Below are 15,199 nucleotides of genomic sequence, written 5' to 3'. Positions count from 1 at the left end.
CCTGACAATACACATTTTGATGTTTAGTTAAGGGGTGATATCTATTGAATCGCAAGCAGCCCGTTACCCCATTCGGTTGGGCAATCAAGCAACGTCTGGCAGAATTACAGATGGATCAGAAAACATTTTGCACACGTCACGGGATTCCTCCTTCCCGCTTATCCAATCTCATTAACGGTACACGCAAAGCCACACGATACCGTAAACAAGTCGCCGATCTGCTTGATATTCATGATTGTTGTAATCACTGATATGCGTACATAGTTATACTACAGCTCTTGCAATATACAACAGGTTAATAATCATTTGCAGCCAATTTATGTATTTAGAACTTTAGTCTGGATATGGCGAATATGAGCTAATCACTCATTTATATTCTACCAAAAATAAGCTTTCTATTCTATCCTATATTAATAACATTATAAAAAAAGTCCCGGCTATAACAGCTAGGACTTTTTTTACTTTATAATGCGGTCGAGAGGACTCGAACCTCCACGGGTATACACCCACTACCCCCTCAAGGTAGCGTGTCTGCCATTCCACCACGACCGCTCAATGAATATAACTAAGGATTATTTATAAAAGGATGAGCCATGAAGGGCTCGAACCTTCGACACCCTGATTAAAAGTCAGGTGCTCTACCAACTGAGCTAATGGCTCACAAATACAAACATAAATGGTGACCCGTAGGGGACTCGAACCCCTGTTACCTCCGTGAAAGGGAGGTGTCTTAACCACTTGACCAACGGGCCATGCTCTTTAACAACAGAAATGAGTATAACAAGAATCGATATAGATAGCAAGCATTTCAAATGAAAATTATTTTACTTACTATTTACACAAATGCTCTTGTTAATTCACTTAAAAATACTTATAATTACTTATATATACTTATTTAAAAGGAGTATGTTTATGTATCAAGAAGAGCGAATGCTTCACATTTTAGCGTATCTCAAAAATCATCAACGTATTAATATTGAAGATATTTGCCAGTTATTTGATGTATCCAGAGATACAGCGAGACGTGATCTGGTACGGATGGAAGAGCAAAATTCAATTATTCGTACACGAGGTGGTGCTCTACTGCCTTCTTCTGAAATGGTTATTCCTAGTTATCAAGATAGACTGAATACTGTTTCTTTGGAAAAGAAAAGTATTGGTAAAGTTGCTGCTTCACTAATAAATGATCGTGATCGTGTCATTCTTGATTCTTCGACAACTGTGCAAGCTTGTGCAGAATTTTTAGATGCTAAAGGTTGTACGATCATTACGAACTCTATTAATCAAGCTGATATTTTATCAGACAAAGAAGATATTACGATTCATTTGCTAGGTGGACAACTACATACTCAGCATCGTTATGTATATGGTTCAGCAGCGATTGAACGGCTTTCTCATTATTTTGTTCAACGTGCTTTTATCGGGATCGGAGGTATTTCTGCCAAAGGGCTTACTTCGGTCTCTGATGAAGAAGGCATGATTAAGCACAAAATGATGCAACAAGCAGATATCGTTATTATTTTAGCTGATCAATCCAAATTCGGTAGAGAACTATTTTATAAATTTGCCGATTTATCTGAAATTGATCTTATTATTACAGATCGTGCCCCTACCCCCGAGATGGCTGAATTACTAAAACAACATGAAATTGAAGTCCATATCGCCAATCAACCTATTTTGAAGGAGATGAGTCTATGACTGTCAAATTAATTGCTATTGATCTAGATGGAACCTTATTAAGCGCACATACTCACATCAGTGAGACGAATATTCAAGCTGTACGTACGGCACAACAAGAAGGAATTATAGTCACTATTGCTACAGGACGTGAACATGGAAATGTACGCGAGATCCTACAATCTTCAGGTCTTGAGACTCCTGTTATTTCTTCAAACGGATCTGTCATTCATGATGAGCAAGACCAACAACTATTCACTTTACCGTTAGAGCGTCAGGCTGCTAATGAAGTTTTACAATGGTTAGAAGTTAATGAGTATTACTATCAGGTGCATAGTAACCGTGGCATTTATACCGTAAATAACAGCCATCAACTATTAGCTATGGAAGTCGATCGTCTGCTAAGTACTGATCCTGACCCTAGCTTACTTAAAATGCTAGAAGCTATGCAGTTCCATCATGAAAATACAGGATTTTTACGTATTTCATCCTATACTGAAATTCCGGATCAAGCTGATTTGTATAATGTGATGGCATTGTCTTTAGATCCAGAAAAGTTACAAGTAGGACGAGACAAATTTTCTAATCGTGATGATATGACAATGGTCATCTCAGGTAGTCATAATTTTGAAATGGAACATAAACAAGCTTCTAAAGGATTTGCTCTGCAACGTCTTGCTGAACATTTCAATATTGCGATCGAAGATACAATGGCTATCGGTGATAACTACAATGATGTATCAATGCTCCAAATCGCAGGCAAAGGTGTAGCGATGGGCAACGCCGATCTAGAAGTCCAATCCTATGCCGATGAAGTTACCAAAAACAATGAAGAAGATGGCGTAGCTCATGCGATTTATAAAGCAATGGGTATGACGATCCCTTCTGTTTAAGCATTTCTATTTTAGATTGTATTGTTGCAATTAGTTACTATAATTCAAGCGAAAGTGAACTCTGAAGATATTCAGGTTCGCTTTTTTTTGTTTATTTGAAATAAATACTAAGACAAAAGTTTCACTAAATATTCGACAACACTAGATATATCAGCTTATATTTAACCTTCTTTATACATATTAGCAATAATAAAATAAAACATTAAAAGTACATAATCCCATATTTAGTAATAAGTGTTTTGACAATAGGTTCTTTGTTCCTATATGATTCTTTTTGGTAATAAAAACATTTCAGGGGGAAGTTATGAAAAAGAGAATTTTTAGTCAATTAAGTTTATTTTTATCAGTTTTATTTGTAGCTGTATCTATACTTACAGCTTTGCCAACAGCAACACAAGCAGCAACAACACCAGTAACATGGTCAAATGGTTCTTTAGTTAAAACTTTTTCAGGAGAAACTGGATTTAGAAGTGGTGTATTAGCGACAGAAGGTAAAACAACAGGTAAATGGTATTGGGAAGTAGAAGTAACTAATGAGGATCAATCTAAAACTTCATCTTATGGCATGATAGGAATATCTACTGCTGGCTTAAAAAAAAGTATTGCTTATTATGGAGTAAACGGGAACTTATATAAAAACTACGGTTCTTCTCCAACTAGTGATACCGTTTATGGCAAAGGTTTGGCTAAAACTGATACTCTATCTATAGCACTAGATATAGATAATCATACAATCATATGGTACAAAAATGGCATTAAAGTTGTTGAGAACATTTATAATTACACAGATTCTGATTTAGGTACACCTCTATATCCTGAAATAATAAATGGAAGTAGTAGTGGAAGTCGTACTTTGACAGCTAATTTTGGAGCGACTCCATTCAAATATGCAGATAAAATCCCTGCTGGTTACTTAGCTTATGATCAAAGTAATGTTATCGTTGTTGGAGCATCTACTTTGAAAGCGACTGCTGGTGATGCTAAAGTTGATCTTACTTGGTCAGCAGCAAGTAATGCAACTAGCTACAATGTAAAACGTGCTATAACTACAGGTGGTCCTTATACTAATGTAGCGACTAATGTAACAGGTAATACGTATTACACAGATACAACTGCTGTTAATGGCACTCCTTACTTCTATGTAGTCACAGGCGTAAACGGTACTACTGAAGGTGATGTGTCTAATGAAGTAACAGCTACACCGATCGCAGCGGTGAAACCGAATGAGCAAGCAACACTTGATGTTACGATCGACAAAGAAAAAGTTAAAGTTGGCGAAGGTTTTATCGCTGATTTGTCTTTGAAAAAAGTAACAAATATTTATGCAGAAGATTTTGTTGTGAACTATGACTCTACATTAATGGAATACTTGGGCGCTACTGAAGTTCCAGGTTACAAAGTATACAATGAAACCAATGATAAAAAAGGAACGCTTCGCTTTATCGTAGCTAGTCAAGGTAAAAACTACGGTATTTCTACAGATACTGTATTTTTAAAATTGAAATTTAAAGCTATTGCTGTCGGAACAGGTAAAGTCGATTCATTATCTGGTCGTATTGCAGATACAGATAACGAATACGATATCGCTCCTGCTAATGCTTTAGAAGATACGATCTTAATCGAAAAGCCAGCTTTTTTGGACGTGAATAGATCTGGTTCTTATACGCTTCTAGATCTATCTATTGATGCATTCTACTTCGGTCAAAATGCAGCAGATACAGATAAAACATTGCATGATGCAGATCAAACGGAAGATGCTCAAGTTGGTGACGATGACCTTGTCTATATTGTTGGTCAAATCTTAACTAACCCTGATTATACACCTAACAAATAATTCGATTTTTAAATGAATAGGCATGAGACACTTTCTACCACAGAAAGGATCTCATGCCTATTTTTTACTTCTACTTCTACTTCTACTTCTACTTCTACTTCTACTTCTACTTCTACTTCTACTTCTACTTCTACTTCTACTTCTACAAATATTATAGTCTATTTTTAAATATAAAAAAGAACCAGCAATTGCTGATCCTTTTGTTGTATGTACCTATGATCTTACTTATTCTATTCATTCTTATATGGCGGAGAGAGAGGGATTCGAACCCTCGCACCGCTAACGCAGTCTAACCCCTTAGCAGAGGGTCCCCTTATAGCCACTTGGGTATCTCTCCATTGGCTCCCCGAACAGGACTCGAACCTGTGACAACTCGATTAACAGTCGAGTGCTCTACCAACTGAGCTATCAGGGAATATCTAAAAAGAATAATATAGGTAGTACAAGAAATAATTTACCATGATTCCTGAGGCAAGTCAAGCTGTTCCAATGTTAATTTACCACTGCATTTGCCACAACGATATTTGTCTGGATTCATTTTACGTTTGCGCAAATACTGAGTCTGACAAGAGGTACATAATAACTTATAACGATACAATTCTTTTCGTTTTTGTTGTTCTATTGCTGGCGGAGCCTGACAGTATCGGCTTCCACCCACACGTTTGAGCCAGTATTTAAACTCTGCATCCCGGTGACGATAGCCCATACCATGAATATGTAGATGATAATGACACAACTCGTGTTTGATAATGCGTTCCACTTCCTCTATACCAAATGCTTCTAGTTGATGTGGGTTGATCTCTATATGATGACTTCTCAAAAAATAACGTCCACCTGTAGTACGTAATCTAGCGTTGAATACAGCACGATGTCGAAAAGGCCATTCGAAATGTTCCAGCGAAAGTTGTTCTACCCAAGTTTGTAATTCTTCGTTCGTCATGGACACTATTGCTCTCCTTTGTATCGGTTTTACTCTGTATAACTATCCTTTTACTTCATTCGATTGTTGCCGTTAATCTATATTTATTATAAATATAATCTCTTCTCTTGAATTTTAACTTTATTCTAAGCTACACTTCAAGTATAAATTATATAACCTATTTGATATTTAAAGGAGAATCTACTCATGACTGCTACAAACATGCGTTATGTGCTATTGCAACAAGATTCACAACTTTCTTATATAGAAATGCCTGCTGACTATGCTTACCAATTAAGTGCGCTTAACCTCAGACTACATAAAGAAATCAGTAAATTAACAGCTAAAGATATTCCTTCTTTGCCTCGTGCGATTGCTGAATGTGACCAGCTAGAATTATTAGACGAGACCGCTTCGATTACAGGTGGATTGGACTACATCAATGAATTAGAATATTCTTTTGCTATGCTCAAAGAAAATCATTATCCTCTAATCTCATTATTAACAGAAATTCGGGCACTGCAAGCACAATTAGAACAATGGTATGAAGAATACGAAGAATCTCAAGCTTAACGATTTCTTTTCAATCATAATCTCTCTATAGCAAAAAGCGTACACTTTTCGAACAATAATTCGAAGAATGTACGCTTTTTAAATTATCTTTATGCTTGAGCAGCTTCATCCGCCGAGGACTTGCGCATCGTCAAGCCTACACGACCTTTTTTATGATCGATATTTAGAACCCATACTGTTACATTATCCCCGATAGATACCACATCCATTGGATGCTTCACAAAGCTGTTACTTAATTGTGAAATGTGTACCAATCCATCGTTTTTGATACCAATATCAACAAAGGCACCAAAATCAATAACATTACGAACCGTTCCTTGTAGTTCCATCCCTGGTGATAGATCTTCAATTTTCAACACATCGGTGCGGAAAATAGGCAATGGCAATTCGTCACGCGGATCACGACCTGGACGTTGTAAACTATCCAAAATATCACGTAATGTTGGAACACCAATATCCAATGTTTCTGAAGCTTGCTCTACATCGACATTAGATAATGATTCTACTGCTTCAGGTGTACCTAATTGCTCAGGTGTAATTTTTAACGATTTAAGCAATTTGGTTGTAGCTGCATAAGACTCTGGATGAATCGATGTGTAATCGAGTGGATTTTCGCCACCATTGATTCGTAAAAAGCCTACACATTGCTGTAGCGACTTCGCACCCAAACGTGGTACTTTTTGCAGTTGTTTGCGACTTGTAAATTTACCATTTTCTTCACGGTATTTTACGATGTTTTTAGCAATCGTTGCATTAACGCCTGCTACATACGATAACAGCGATGGAGAAGCTGTATTCACATCTACCCCAACATGGTTAACTGCGGACTCTACAACGGCTTTTAGACTGCTCTCCAGATGTTTTTGAGAGACATCATGCTGGTATTGTCCTACACCGATTGCTTTTGGATCGATTTTGACCAATTCAGCTAATGGATCTTGAACACGACGAGCGATAGAAGCTGCACTACGCTGAGCTACATCCAGATCAGGGAATTCTTCTTGAGCGAGTTTGGAAGCGGAATATACACTTGCTCCTGCTTCACTGACGATCAAATACGATAGTTCTTGATCTGTAATCTCTTGAATCAATTCAGCGACAAACTGTTCGGATTCACGAGAAGCGGTTCCGTTACCAATAACGATCAATTCAATATCATACTGCTTGATCATACGGCGGAATATGTCAGCAGCTTCACGTTTTTTGTTATGTGGTGGAGTTGGATACGTTACTTCAACTTCAAGTAATTTACCTGTACCATCTACTGCTGCTAATTTACAACCTGTCCGGTAAGCTGGATCGACACCAAGTACACGTTTTTCTTTGATCGGTGCTTGTAGCAACAGATTGCGAAGATTACCAGCGAAAATAGAGATGGCTTGCTGATCACCTTTTTCTGTTAATTCTGCACGTACTTCACGTTCAATCGATGGCGCAATCAGACGTTTGTAAGCATCTTCGATCACATTGATCAATAGATCGCGAACAGCAGAAGAACCTTTAACAACCTGCTTTTCCATATACCGATGAATGGATTCCGGTTGAACTTCCAGTTGTACTTTTAAAATATTTTCACGTTCTCCACGATTGATCGCTAAGATACGGTGAGGTGGCATTTTTTTAGCTAATTCACGATAGCTATAATACATTTCATATACAGACTCTTCCGTAGGCGCTTTGGCTTCTGTAACCAGCATCCCTTGATCAAGTGTGTATCTTCTAATCCATGTACGCAGATTCGCATCATCCGATAGACTTTCTGCAATAATATCCATAGCACCTTGTAGAGCTTGGTTCGCATCTTCTACACCTTTTTCAGCATCTACGTAACGTTCTGCTTCCACGAGTGGTGCAGGGCTTGCGTGTTGCTCCATTATCCAATTGGACAGTGGCTCTAACCCTTTTTCTTTGGCAACACTTGCACGTGTTTTGCGCTTTTGACGATACGGACGGTACAAATCTTCAACCACTTGTAATTTAGCTGCACTTTGAATAGCAGTCGCTAATTCTTCGGTTAATTTATCTTGTTCACTAATAATCCGTAGCACTTCATCTTTACGTTCTTGTAAATTACGCAAATATTGATGACGTTCTTCGATATCTCGCAATTCATTTTCATCTAGTTCGCCGGTCATTTCTTTACGATAACGTGCAATAAATGGAATCGTATTGCCTTCTGACAATAAATCAATCGTTGTGCGAATTTGTTTTAATGAAATTTGTAATTCGCTTGCGATTTGTTTAATAATTTGTTCACGAACTTGCTGTTCGGTGACTTTGGCTTGTTCTTCTGTGATTACTTTTTGTTCAGACAAATCCTATCCCTCTTTCTCTTCTCCCTTACAACGGAGATTCCTCGCATCATACTTTTATTATCTCAGACAATGTCTTTGATTTCCACCTGAATACAAAAAAACCCGGTGATAGCACCGGGTTGAAATTGCAAGTTAGGCTTAAAATTCAACTAAGCCTAAACTGATCTGGAGCGCATCGTGTACACGACGCATGGTTTCTTCATCCAGATGTGTAATCTTATCAGTTAGACGCTGTTTATCAATAGTTCGAATCTGTTCCAGCAAAATAACGGAATCTCTGTCAAACCCATGAGATTTAGCGTCGATCTCTACATGTGTTGGCAATTTGGCTTTTTGAATCTGTGCTGTAATTGCCGCCACAATAACCGTTGGACTGAAACGGTTGCCGATATCATTCTGGATAACCAGAACCGGCCTCACGCCGCCCTGTTCGGAGCCGACGACGGGCGATAAATCTGCAAAAAATACATCGCCACGTTTTACGATCAATGTCTACACCCCGCTAACTAAACGGTCCAGAGTGATGTCCGCCTCTTCCTCCGCATGAAAAGCTTCGCAAGCGATTCTCAGATTGATCTTAGCCATTTCCATATATCCACGCTGCATCGCTTCACGGATATACCGCTTTTTGCGTTCAGTGAGATAAATTTTGGTGGCTTTTCTGATTAATTCACTGCGATCGGAATCTTCTAAAGCTGCGATACCATCCACTTCTTGCAGAAGTTGATCCGGCAAACGGATCATAATGCTCTGCGCATTTTGCATGTTGTCCAACTGTCAAGCACCCCCAAAACCTTTTCCAGCTCTACCCCTATAGCGGCTGTATTGGTATCTTTTGTGCACGAATCTAACTTTCTGGTCTTTGCGACACATACGACATATGAGGCAAGTTTGCTGCCATCATTATAAACCAGATCATACGTGTGCGTACAGACCTTTCTTGATACTTATGTAAGATTCGCTGTAAATATTCGGTTTCCTTCTGATTCACAAAATTAATTTGTAAAATGTGTAAGGGGATTCCAAAGGGTGACAATGGCATTATTCCGGTAGTATGCACGAGGCACTCTAGCGGCAATCATACAAACGATTTCATAGTGAATTGTACCGAGCTTAGATGCCAGCTCATCAGCAGTAATGACAGCATCATGCTGTCTGCCAATTAAGACAACCTCTTCGCCGATTTGGATTTCTTCTGCTTCTTCAGCAAAAGATTTAAGTGATACCATGCACTGGTCCATACAAATCGTTCCTACTACAGGGACACGGCGACCACGAATTAACACTTCCGCCACTCCCGTTAACATTCGAGAATAACCGTCCGCATAACCGATAGGAAGTGTCGCAATATATTCATCACTTTCAGTAACATATTTCCCGCCATAACTTACTTTAGAATGATCAGGAAGTTGTTTGGCGTATGTTACTTCAGTTTTGAGCGTCAGTACTGGAGTTAATTCTATCGCCTGTTTGTTCACTTCAGCTGAAGGATACAGCCCATACAATGCAATACCTATCCGAACCATCTGAGGCGATAATTCAGGAGTATCAATAGCGGTAGCACTGTTCCCCGTATGTATGATAGGGATAGAATAACCCAGTTCACGTAATTGCACGTTAACCTGTTGAAAACGTTCGTATTGTTCCAATGTATAACTTTTGTCAAACTCATCCGCCTTGGCAAAATGGGTAAACATTCCTTCGATCTCAAGCTGTGGCACTTTGAAAGCTCTAGTAATAAAATCAACTGCCACGTTAGTCAAAAGACCGATTCTTCCCATTCCGCTGTCGATCTTGATATGAGCTTTAAGCTTGCGTTCGGAAGAATCAAGCACAAGTCCAGCTATCGCTTCAAGTACATCTTCCGTGAATACATTAAGAGTAATATCATATTCATAAGCAGCAGATATACCTGCCGGTCCGGTATAGCCCAGAACAAGAATAGGCATACGTATACCTTGCTGACGCAGCTCAATCGCTTCATCCAAAAATGCCACACTCAAATAGTCCGTACCTAATCGTTCCAATTCTCGTGAAATTTCAACTGCTCCGTGTCCATAGGCATTACCTTTAACACAACATAGCAATTGAGTCTGTGGAGATAAAGCTCCACGAAAAGCTTCGTAGTTGGTACGTAATGCATCCAAGTTAATGTCTGCTCTCGTTGCTCGATACTGTTGCACTTGCAGTCACCTTCTAATCCGTTTTTGCCTATAAAGGGCAATAAATATATGTTAATGCGGAAGTAAGATAACTGTCAATTACACTTGGATACATTAACAAGGCGAATATTAAAAAAGACGATGTTCCGTAGTGCAGTTGCGCCTTGCGGTTTCGTCTTATATCGTAGTATTTACCCGCTTCAAGGTCGATAGAAGCGGGATTTTGAGTATTTTGTAAATTTACATTTAAAATTAAAACTTTTTCATTTTTTATTCATACACAACGGTGTTACCGCAATATTCACAATCTTTCTTTTCATGCGGTGCAATCGTATAAATCGCTCCACAACCGGAACAATCTACCTTTTTAGGCTGAAGATTAGGAGCAGGAGGTTGTGTTGTTGATGCATTCATGGACTGATGACGTTGTTGCTGTTGCGTATTTGTGAAAATAAAGATGAACGCAAAAAAAGAGCCATTAATGGCTCTTTCTGGGATTAAGATACAGCTTTACATTTGTTGTTGGACTTATTTTTATCACGTTCTTTGACACGACATTCTGTGCATATGCCCTGAAAATCAAGACGATGATCAGTGACAGTGAAGCCATATTCTCGTTCAATCCGTTTCTCAAGTGGCAATAACCAGTCATCCATAATTTCTTCCACATTCCCGCATTCGGTACAGATTAAATGATGATGTAAATGAGGGCTATTCGCTTGACGAAGGTCAAATCGAGCGGCTCCATCGCCAAAATTCACTTTTTGTACAACATGCAGTTCGTTCAAAAGATCCAGTACACGGTACACCGTCGCCATGCCGATTTCTGGAAATTGTTCTTTCACTAATAAAAATACTTCTTCCGCACTTAAATGATCTTTTTCATGTTGGAGTAATACCCGAATAGTCGTTTCACGTTGAGGTGTCAGTTTATACCCTTTTGATTTTAAGCGCTCTTTAATCCGGTTCAATTGTTCTGTCAGTATCATTATGTGTTCACACCTTCCGGTTAAATTTGCAAGATATCTACAGATTCTAAGATGAGCATAATCTGATTTTCACGATAAATCTATATGTTCTAGCACAACTTATTATGAAATTATTAGAATACGATATAAATATGCAGTATTTATACTTAGAATAATTATAATTCTATAATAACTAAAATGTAGCACTCTTGTAAAGCATATTGGATAAAAAAGTAAATTTATCATACAAAAAAACGTCAATGAAAAAAGAGAGAATTTAAAATGTATTCTCATCCTTTTTTTGACGTTATACTAATGAACGATTTTATTTCTATCGTTGTCATTTATACATAAGTCTGAAGCTGAAGACGAGCATCCAGATCTTGTATAACTTTTTGCAATCCATTTACAGTAATTGTAGATTGAATACCATATTTAGCTTCGATCTGGCGTACTGATTCTAACGGATATTGTTGCTCGACGATAAAATCAATAGAAGCTGCCGGTACACCTAGCTTTTGCCCGAGCGATGTACTCAGTATGTATTTAACTACGTAAGGTGGAACAGATAAAATAGGTTGAGGAGCATTCAATTCTAAACTGATCTGCTTCACCAATTGCTTGATATTATAGGTATGTTCAGGACGATTTAATAAATAGTATGCTTGCATATGAGGTAATTGTGAATGTTGCTCTTCCAATAATAAACAAATCAGAAAATCAGCAATATAATCAACATGGACTAAAGGTAACCAGTGACGTTTTCCACCCGGTACAATACGCATCTTTCCTTTACGTACCGCATCGACTATAATGCCAAGTCCTCCTAATTGCGGTGTAGTGCCTGTTATCGAATCTCCAATCACGACTCCTGGATGAATAATGGATAATGGAAATCGATGCTGGAATGATTGCTGACGAATATAGGCATCGGCTTTGAACTTCATCTGTTCATAAGAAGCTTCATGTTGTAATAATTGATCCAATCGTTCTGGAAACTGGATATGTTCTTCAGTGACCGGACTTTTATAACCTACAATATGAATAAATTGCTTTAAAGAATGAGCTTGATGAATCTCGCTCGCTAACTCTGCAATATGGATAGCCCCTTGCATAAAAGCAGAATGCGCTTGATCGGAATGAAGTAAAATATCCATCGGCCCACCTGCATGAATAATCGTATCTGCCTCCATCGCTAGTTCCCAATCTTCATTAGACAAACCTAAGTGCGGTAATCCAAGATCGCCTTCTATCGCGATAACTGATGAACTATCTTTCCACTTCTGTAATGTCTTCCACTCTTTCCATCGTTGTAAAGAACGAACCAGTACAATGATGCGATAATCGGTTGCCAAACAATTTTCCAATAGTGCCTTGCCAATAAACCCTGTTGCACCTGTCAAAAATAAAGTATGCATATTCGTCTCCTCGTCATATCTATTTATTTTTAATTTAGTACCGATCTGTACTAATATATTCAAAAAAAATTACTTCAGCATGGTTGCCAAAGCAAAAAGTGAGGATCGAATCATTTGCGGGTTCTGATGAACATGACCTAAAAATAGTCCTCCTTCTATAGTAGATACGATTAATGAAGCAACAGCAGGTGGTTGCAAAGACTCATTAAATTCCTTACGCTGTATCCCTTCAATAATCAGTTGTTCGACCACGATCACTTGCTGTTCAAAAAACTGCTTGATCGCATTGCGGATATGTTCTGCTTCTATAGGAGTCTGTGTGTACAATGTTAAAAATGGACAGCCTCCCAAACAATCGACTTCTTCCATGATTAGAAGCTCCGTAAATCGTTGTAGACGTTCCCATACTGATTGATCATGCTGAGCAGCAATCTGTGTAATCTTCTCTGTATATTGTGTGATCAGTTGATGAATAATAGCTGCTAACAGTTCTTCTTTACTTGCAAAATGATAATAAATATTCGTTTTAGACACTTTGCTTACTGCTACGATCTCATCCATACCTGTTGCTAAATATCCTTTTTGTAAAAACAATTCCGTTGACAACTGTAAAATGAGATCACGATTTGAGGTTTTATTTTTTTTAATCATAATTAGTACTGTACGGTACTAATCTTAATATTGTCAACTGTTATTGCTTTGTACAGGTCTATCATTTATATATTTATTTTAGTTAATGTTTATGTTAATTATTAATATTATTATTGACTGGGTAAAAAATATATGCTACATTTGCTTTGTTAAATTATGCAAGAAGTATCCAAATGAAGCGTTATCATTATTGATGATGGATTAAAGAAAGGATGAATATTATTGTCACAGTCTAACCTTAAAGCCAAAATGGTCGTGGATAAAGCTTTTCGTATCGCTGAAGTTGATAAACGCATTTATGGTTCCTTTATCGAGCACTTAGGTCGTGCCGTATATGGTGGTATATATGATCCTTCTCATGCGTCCGCAGATGAAAGCGGTTTCCGTAATGATGTCAAACAATTGATACAAGAGCTACAAGTGCCTATTATTCGTTATCCTGGCGGTAATTTTGTATCCGGTTACAATTGGGAGGATGGCGTTGGGCCTGTTGAATCTAGACCGAAGCGCCTAGAGTTAGCATGGAAAACGGTTGAGCCTAACGAAGTGGGTACCAATGAATTTATGAAATGGGCAAAAGAAGCCGGTTCCGAGGTCATGATGGCTGTCAATTTGGGAACACGTGGTATTGATGCTGCTCGTAATCTAATCGAGTACTGTAATCACCCGGGCAATTCTTATTACAGCGATCTACGTAAACAACATGGTGCAAGCGATCCTTACAATATCAAAACATGGTGTCTTGGTAATGAAATGGATGGTCCTTGGCAAATTGGTCACAAAACAGCGGACGAGTACGGTAGATTAGCACTTGAAACGGCTAAAGCGATGCGTCAGGTCGATTCAAGTATTGAATTGGTGGCTTGCGGAAGTTCCAATACAGGCATGCCTACATTCCCAGAATGGGAAGCAACAACACTGGATCATACGTACGAAGCAGTAGATTATATTTCTCTTCATCAATATTATGGTAACCCTACTAATAATACTGCTGATTATCTAGCTCGCTCGATGGATATGGATCATTTTATTCATACCGTTATCTCTACATGTGATTACATCAAAGCCAAAAAACGCAGCAAAAAAACAATGAATTTGAGCTTTGATGAATGGAATGTATGGTATCACTCCAATGAAGCAGATAGCAAAATGGACCCTTGGAGTATTGCTCCACCACAATTGGAAGATGTGTATAACTTTGAAGATGCTTTGTTAGTCGGCAGTATGTTACTTACTTTCTTGCGTCATGCTGATCGTGTGAAAATGGCTTGTCTGGCTCAATTGGTCAACGTTATCGCTCCGATTATGACAGAAGATGGCGGACGTGTATGGAAGCAAACGATTTTCTATCCATATATGCACACTTCTACTTTCGGACGTGGGGTATCCCTCAAGCCTGTTGTTGATTCTCCTAAGTATGATGCTAGTGATTACACCGATGTTCCTTACTTAGATAGTGCTGTTGTATATGATGAGGAAAATGAATACTTAACGATCTTTGCTTTGAACCGTCATTTGAGCGAATCATTAGACTTGAACTGTGATGTGCGTTCTTTTGAAGGCTATCAGATCGAAGAACATATTGTACTTGAAAATGATGATCTTAAAGCAGTCAACACAGCAGATGAAGAAAAAGTGGCTCCACATCGCGGAGGTCAATCTCAATTAGATGATGGAATGTTAACCGCTCGCCTTGCTAAAGCTTCATGGAACGTTATTCGTCTTCGTAAAGCGTAAGCTTCGCCTTATTGTATAAAAATCAATACGATTTGGGTTGGAATATGTACAG

The 15,199-nt window shown here is 38.3% G+C and carries 15 protein-coding genes and 5 tRNA genes; 6 read left to right on the top strand and 14 right to left on the bottom strand.

The genetic code is table 11. From position 1 onward, the window contains the following. Window positions 1–44: 44 nt before the first annotated feature. Window positions 45–251, top strand: coding sequence for a helix-turn-helix domain-containing protein (locus PaeCFBP13512_RS06700; RefSeq protein WP_069327152.1), 207 nt, complete (start codon window positions 45–47; stop codon window positions 249–251). A 218-nt stretch (window positions 252–469) separates the two neighbouring features. Here the strand turns inward: PaeCFBP13512_RS06700 and PaeCFBP13512_RS06695 are convergent. The 3 genes from PaeCFBP13512_RS06695 to PaeCFBP13512_RS06685 all read right to left on the bottom strand — a co-directional run bounded on the left by PaeCFBP13512_RS06695 (window position 470) and on the right by PaeCFBP13512_RS06685 (window position 752). Beyond that, a tRNA-Leu gene (locus PaeCFBP13512_RS06695) sits at window positions 470–552 on the bottom strand. Window positions 553–587: 35 nt separating this feature from the next. After that, window positions 588–660, bottom strand: a tRNA-Lys gene (locus PaeCFBP13512_RS06690). Window positions 661–677: 17 nt separating this feature from the next. Continuing rightward, window positions 678–752: transfer RNA gene (locus PaeCFBP13512_RS06685), tRNA-Glu, on the bottom strand. Between the two features lie 160 nt (window positions 753–912). Between PaeCFBP13512_RS06685 and PaeCFBP13512_RS06680 the strand changes: the two genes are divergently transcribed. The 3 genes from PaeCFBP13512_RS06680 to PaeCFBP13512_RS06670 all read left to right on the top strand — a co-directional run bounded on the left by PaeCFBP13512_RS06680 (window position 913) and on the right by PaeCFBP13512_RS06670 (window position 4,404). After that, complete coding sequence (locus PaeCFBP13512_RS06680) at window positions 913–1,698, top strand: DeoR/GlpR family DNA-binding transcription regulator (RefSeq protein ID WP_069327151.1); 786 nt, start codon at window positions 913–915, stop codon at window positions 1,696–1,698. Then, window positions 1,695–2,570, top strand: coding sequence for a Cof-type HAD-IIB family hydrolase (locus PaeCFBP13512_RS06675; RefSeq protein WP_137222085.1), 876 nt, complete (start codon window positions 1,695–1,697; stop codon window positions 2,568–2,570). The genes PaeCFBP13512_RS06680 and PaeCFBP13512_RS06675 overlap by 4 nt, the downstream gene beginning before the upstream one ends. 304 nt (window positions 2,571–2,874) lie before the next feature. Then, on the top strand, window positions 2,875–4,404 hold the full coding sequence (locus PaeCFBP13512_RS06670) for a cohesin domain-containing protein (RefSeq protein WP_137222083.1): 1,530 nt from the start codon (window positions 2,875–2,877) through the stop codon (window positions 4,402–4,404). A gap of 245 nt (window positions 4,405–4,649) precedes the next feature. On the opposite strand, the gene PaeCFBP13512_RS06665 is transcribed toward PaeCFBP13512_RS06670, so the two are convergent. From PaeCFBP13512_RS06665 to PaeCFBP13512_RS06655, 3 genes are all read right to left on the bottom strand, one after another. Continuing rightward, a tRNA-Ser gene (locus PaeCFBP13512_RS06665) sits at window positions 4,650–4,741 on the bottom strand. A gap of 2 nt (window positions 4,742–4,743) precedes the next feature. Next, window positions 4,744–4,819: transfer RNA gene (locus PaeCFBP13512_RS06660), tRNA-Asn, on the bottom strand. Window positions 4,820–4,858: 39 nt separating this feature from the next. Continuing rightward, window positions 4,859–5,344 (bottom strand): SprT family protein, encoded by a 486-nt coding sequence (locus tag PaeCFBP13512_RS06655; RefSeq protein ID WP_069326103.1) that lies wholly within the window; start codon window positions 5,342–5,344, stop codon window positions 4,859–4,861. 186 nt (window positions 5,345–5,530) lie between these two features. On the opposite strand from PaeCFBP13512_RS06655, the gene PaeCFBP13512_RS06650 reads away from it, so the two are divergent. After that, a complete protein-coding gene (locus tag PaeCFBP13512_RS06650; RefSeq protein ID WP_137222081.1) occupies window positions 5,531–5,896 on the top strand; it encodes a hydrolase/acyltransferase in 366 nt (121 codons plus the stop codon). Between the two features lie 89 nt (window positions 5,897–5,985). Here the strand turns inward: PaeCFBP13512_RS06650 and PaeCFBP13512_RS06645 are convergent, their stop codons facing one another. From PaeCFBP13512_RS06645 to PaeCFBP13512_RS06615, 8 genes are all read right to left on the bottom strand, one after another. After that, the gene (locus PaeCFBP13512_RS06645) at window positions 5,986–8,211 is read right to left on the bottom strand and encodes a Tex family protein (protein WP_137222079.1); all 2,226 of its coding nucleotides are present in this window, start codon (window positions 8,209–8,211) and stop codon (window positions 5,986–5,988) included. A gap of 138 nt (window positions 8,212–8,349) precedes the next feature. Next, window positions 8,350–8,700, bottom strand: coding sequence for a type II toxin-antitoxin system PemK/MazF family toxin (locus PaeCFBP13512_RS06640; RefSeq protein ID WP_069326106.1), 351 nt, complete (start codon window positions 8,698–8,700; stop codon window positions 8,350–8,352). 3 nt (window positions 8,701–8,703) lie between these two features. Further along, entirely contained in the window at window positions 8,704–8,985 is a 282-nt protein-coding gene (locus PaeCFBP13512_RS06635; RefSeq protein WP_069326107.1) for a CopG family ribbon-helix-helix protein, read from the bottom strand. Window positions 8,986–9,206: 221 nt separating this feature from the next. Continuing rightward, window positions 9,207–10,394, bottom strand: coding sequence for an alanine racemase (gene alr, locus PaeCFBP13512_RS06630; RefSeq protein WP_342671973.1), 1,188 nt, complete (start codon window positions 10,392–10,394; stop codon window positions 9,207–9,209). 249 nt (window positions 10,395–10,643) lie between these two features. Continuing rightward, the gene (locus tag PaeCFBP13512_RS23190; protein WP_161594230.1) at window positions 10,644–10,787 is read right to left on the bottom strand and encodes a hypothetical protein; all 144 of its coding nucleotides are present in this window, start codon (window positions 10,785–10,787) and stop codon (window positions 10,644–10,646) included. 83 nt (window positions 10,788–10,870) lie between these two features. Beyond that, window positions 10,871–11,356, bottom strand: coding sequence for a ferric iron uptake transcriptional regulator (gene fur / locus PaeCFBP13512_RS06625; protein WP_137222488.1), 486 nt, complete (start codon window positions 11,354–11,356; stop codon window positions 10,871–10,873). Between the two features lie 329 nt (window positions 11,357–11,685). Then, window positions 11,686–12,759, bottom strand: coding sequence for an SDR family oxidoreductase (locus tag PaeCFBP13512_RS06620; RefSeq protein ID WP_137222075.1), 1,074 nt, complete (start codon window positions 12,757–12,759; stop codon window positions 11,686–11,688). 69 nt (window positions 12,760–12,828) lie between these two features. Beyond that, the gene (locus PaeCFBP13512_RS06615; protein WP_241669302.1) at window positions 12,829–13,410 is read right to left on the bottom strand and encodes a TetR/AcrR family transcriptional regulator; all 582 of its coding nucleotides are present in this window, start codon (window positions 13,408–13,410) and stop codon (window positions 12,829–12,831) included. Window positions 13,411–13,659: 249 nt separating this feature from the next. Here PaeCFBP13512_RS06615 and arfA point away from each other — a divergent pair, with 249 nt between their 5' ends. Next, window positions 13,660–15,147 carry an arabinosylfuranosidase ArfA gene (arfA, locus tag PaeCFBP13512_RS06610; RefSeq protein ID WP_069326191.1) on the top strand — a complete coding sequence of 496 codons (1,488 nt, stop codon included), beginning with the start codon at window positions 13,660–13,662 and terminating at the stop codon, window positions 15,145–15,147. Window positions 15,148–15,199 lie beyond the last annotated feature (52 nt).

Source organism: Paenibacillus sp. CFBP13512 (assembly GCF_005233705.1).
GTDB lineage: Bacteria > Bacillota > Bacilli > Paenibacillales > Paenibacillaceae > Saccharibacillus > Saccharibacillus nuruki.
The sequence above is the reverse complement of the archived record's forward strand: the minus strand, read 5'-3'. Positions and strand labels throughout refer to the sequence as shown.

Excerpts from the sequence above, each read along its gene's own strand:
- PaeCFBP13512_RS06680 (WP_069327151.1), top strand. The coding sequence starts at position 913 with ATGTATCAAGAAGAGCGAATGCTTCACATTTTAGCGTATCTCAAAAAT.
- PaeCFBP13512_RS06675 (WP_137222085.1), top strand. The coding sequence starts at position 1,695 with ATGACTGTCAAATTAATTGCTATTGATCTAGATGGAACCTTATTAAGC.
- PaeCFBP13512_RS06670 (WP_137222083.1), top strand. The coding sequence starts at position 2,875 with ATGAAAAAGAGAATTTTTAGTCAATTAAGTTTATTTTTATCAGTTTTA.
- PaeCFBP13512_RS06655 (WP_069326103.1), bottom strand. The coding sequence starts at position 5,344 with ATGACGAACGAAGAATTACAAACTTGGGTAGAACAACTTTCGCTGGAA.
- PaeCFBP13512_RS06650 (WP_137222081.1), top strand. The coding sequence starts at position 5,531 with ATGACTGCTACAAACATGCGTTATGTGCTATTGCAACAAGATTCACAA.
- PaeCFBP13512_RS23190 (WP_161594230.1), bottom strand. The coding sequence starts at position 10,787 with ATGAATGCATCAACAACACAACCTCCTGCTCCTAATCTTCAGCCTAAA.
- PaeCFBP13512_RS06620 (WP_137222075.1), bottom strand. The coding sequence starts at position 12,759 with ATGCATACTTTATTTTTGACAGGTGCAACAGGGTTTATTGGCAAGGCA.
- PaeCFBP13512_RS06615 (WP_241669302.1), bottom strand. The coding sequence starts at position 13,410 with ATGATTAAAAAAAATAAAACCTCAAATCGTGATCTCATTTTACAGTTG.
- arfA (WP_069326191.1), top strand. The coding sequence starts at position 13,660 with ATGGTCGTGGATAAAGCTTTTCGTATCGCTGAAGTTGATAAACGCATT.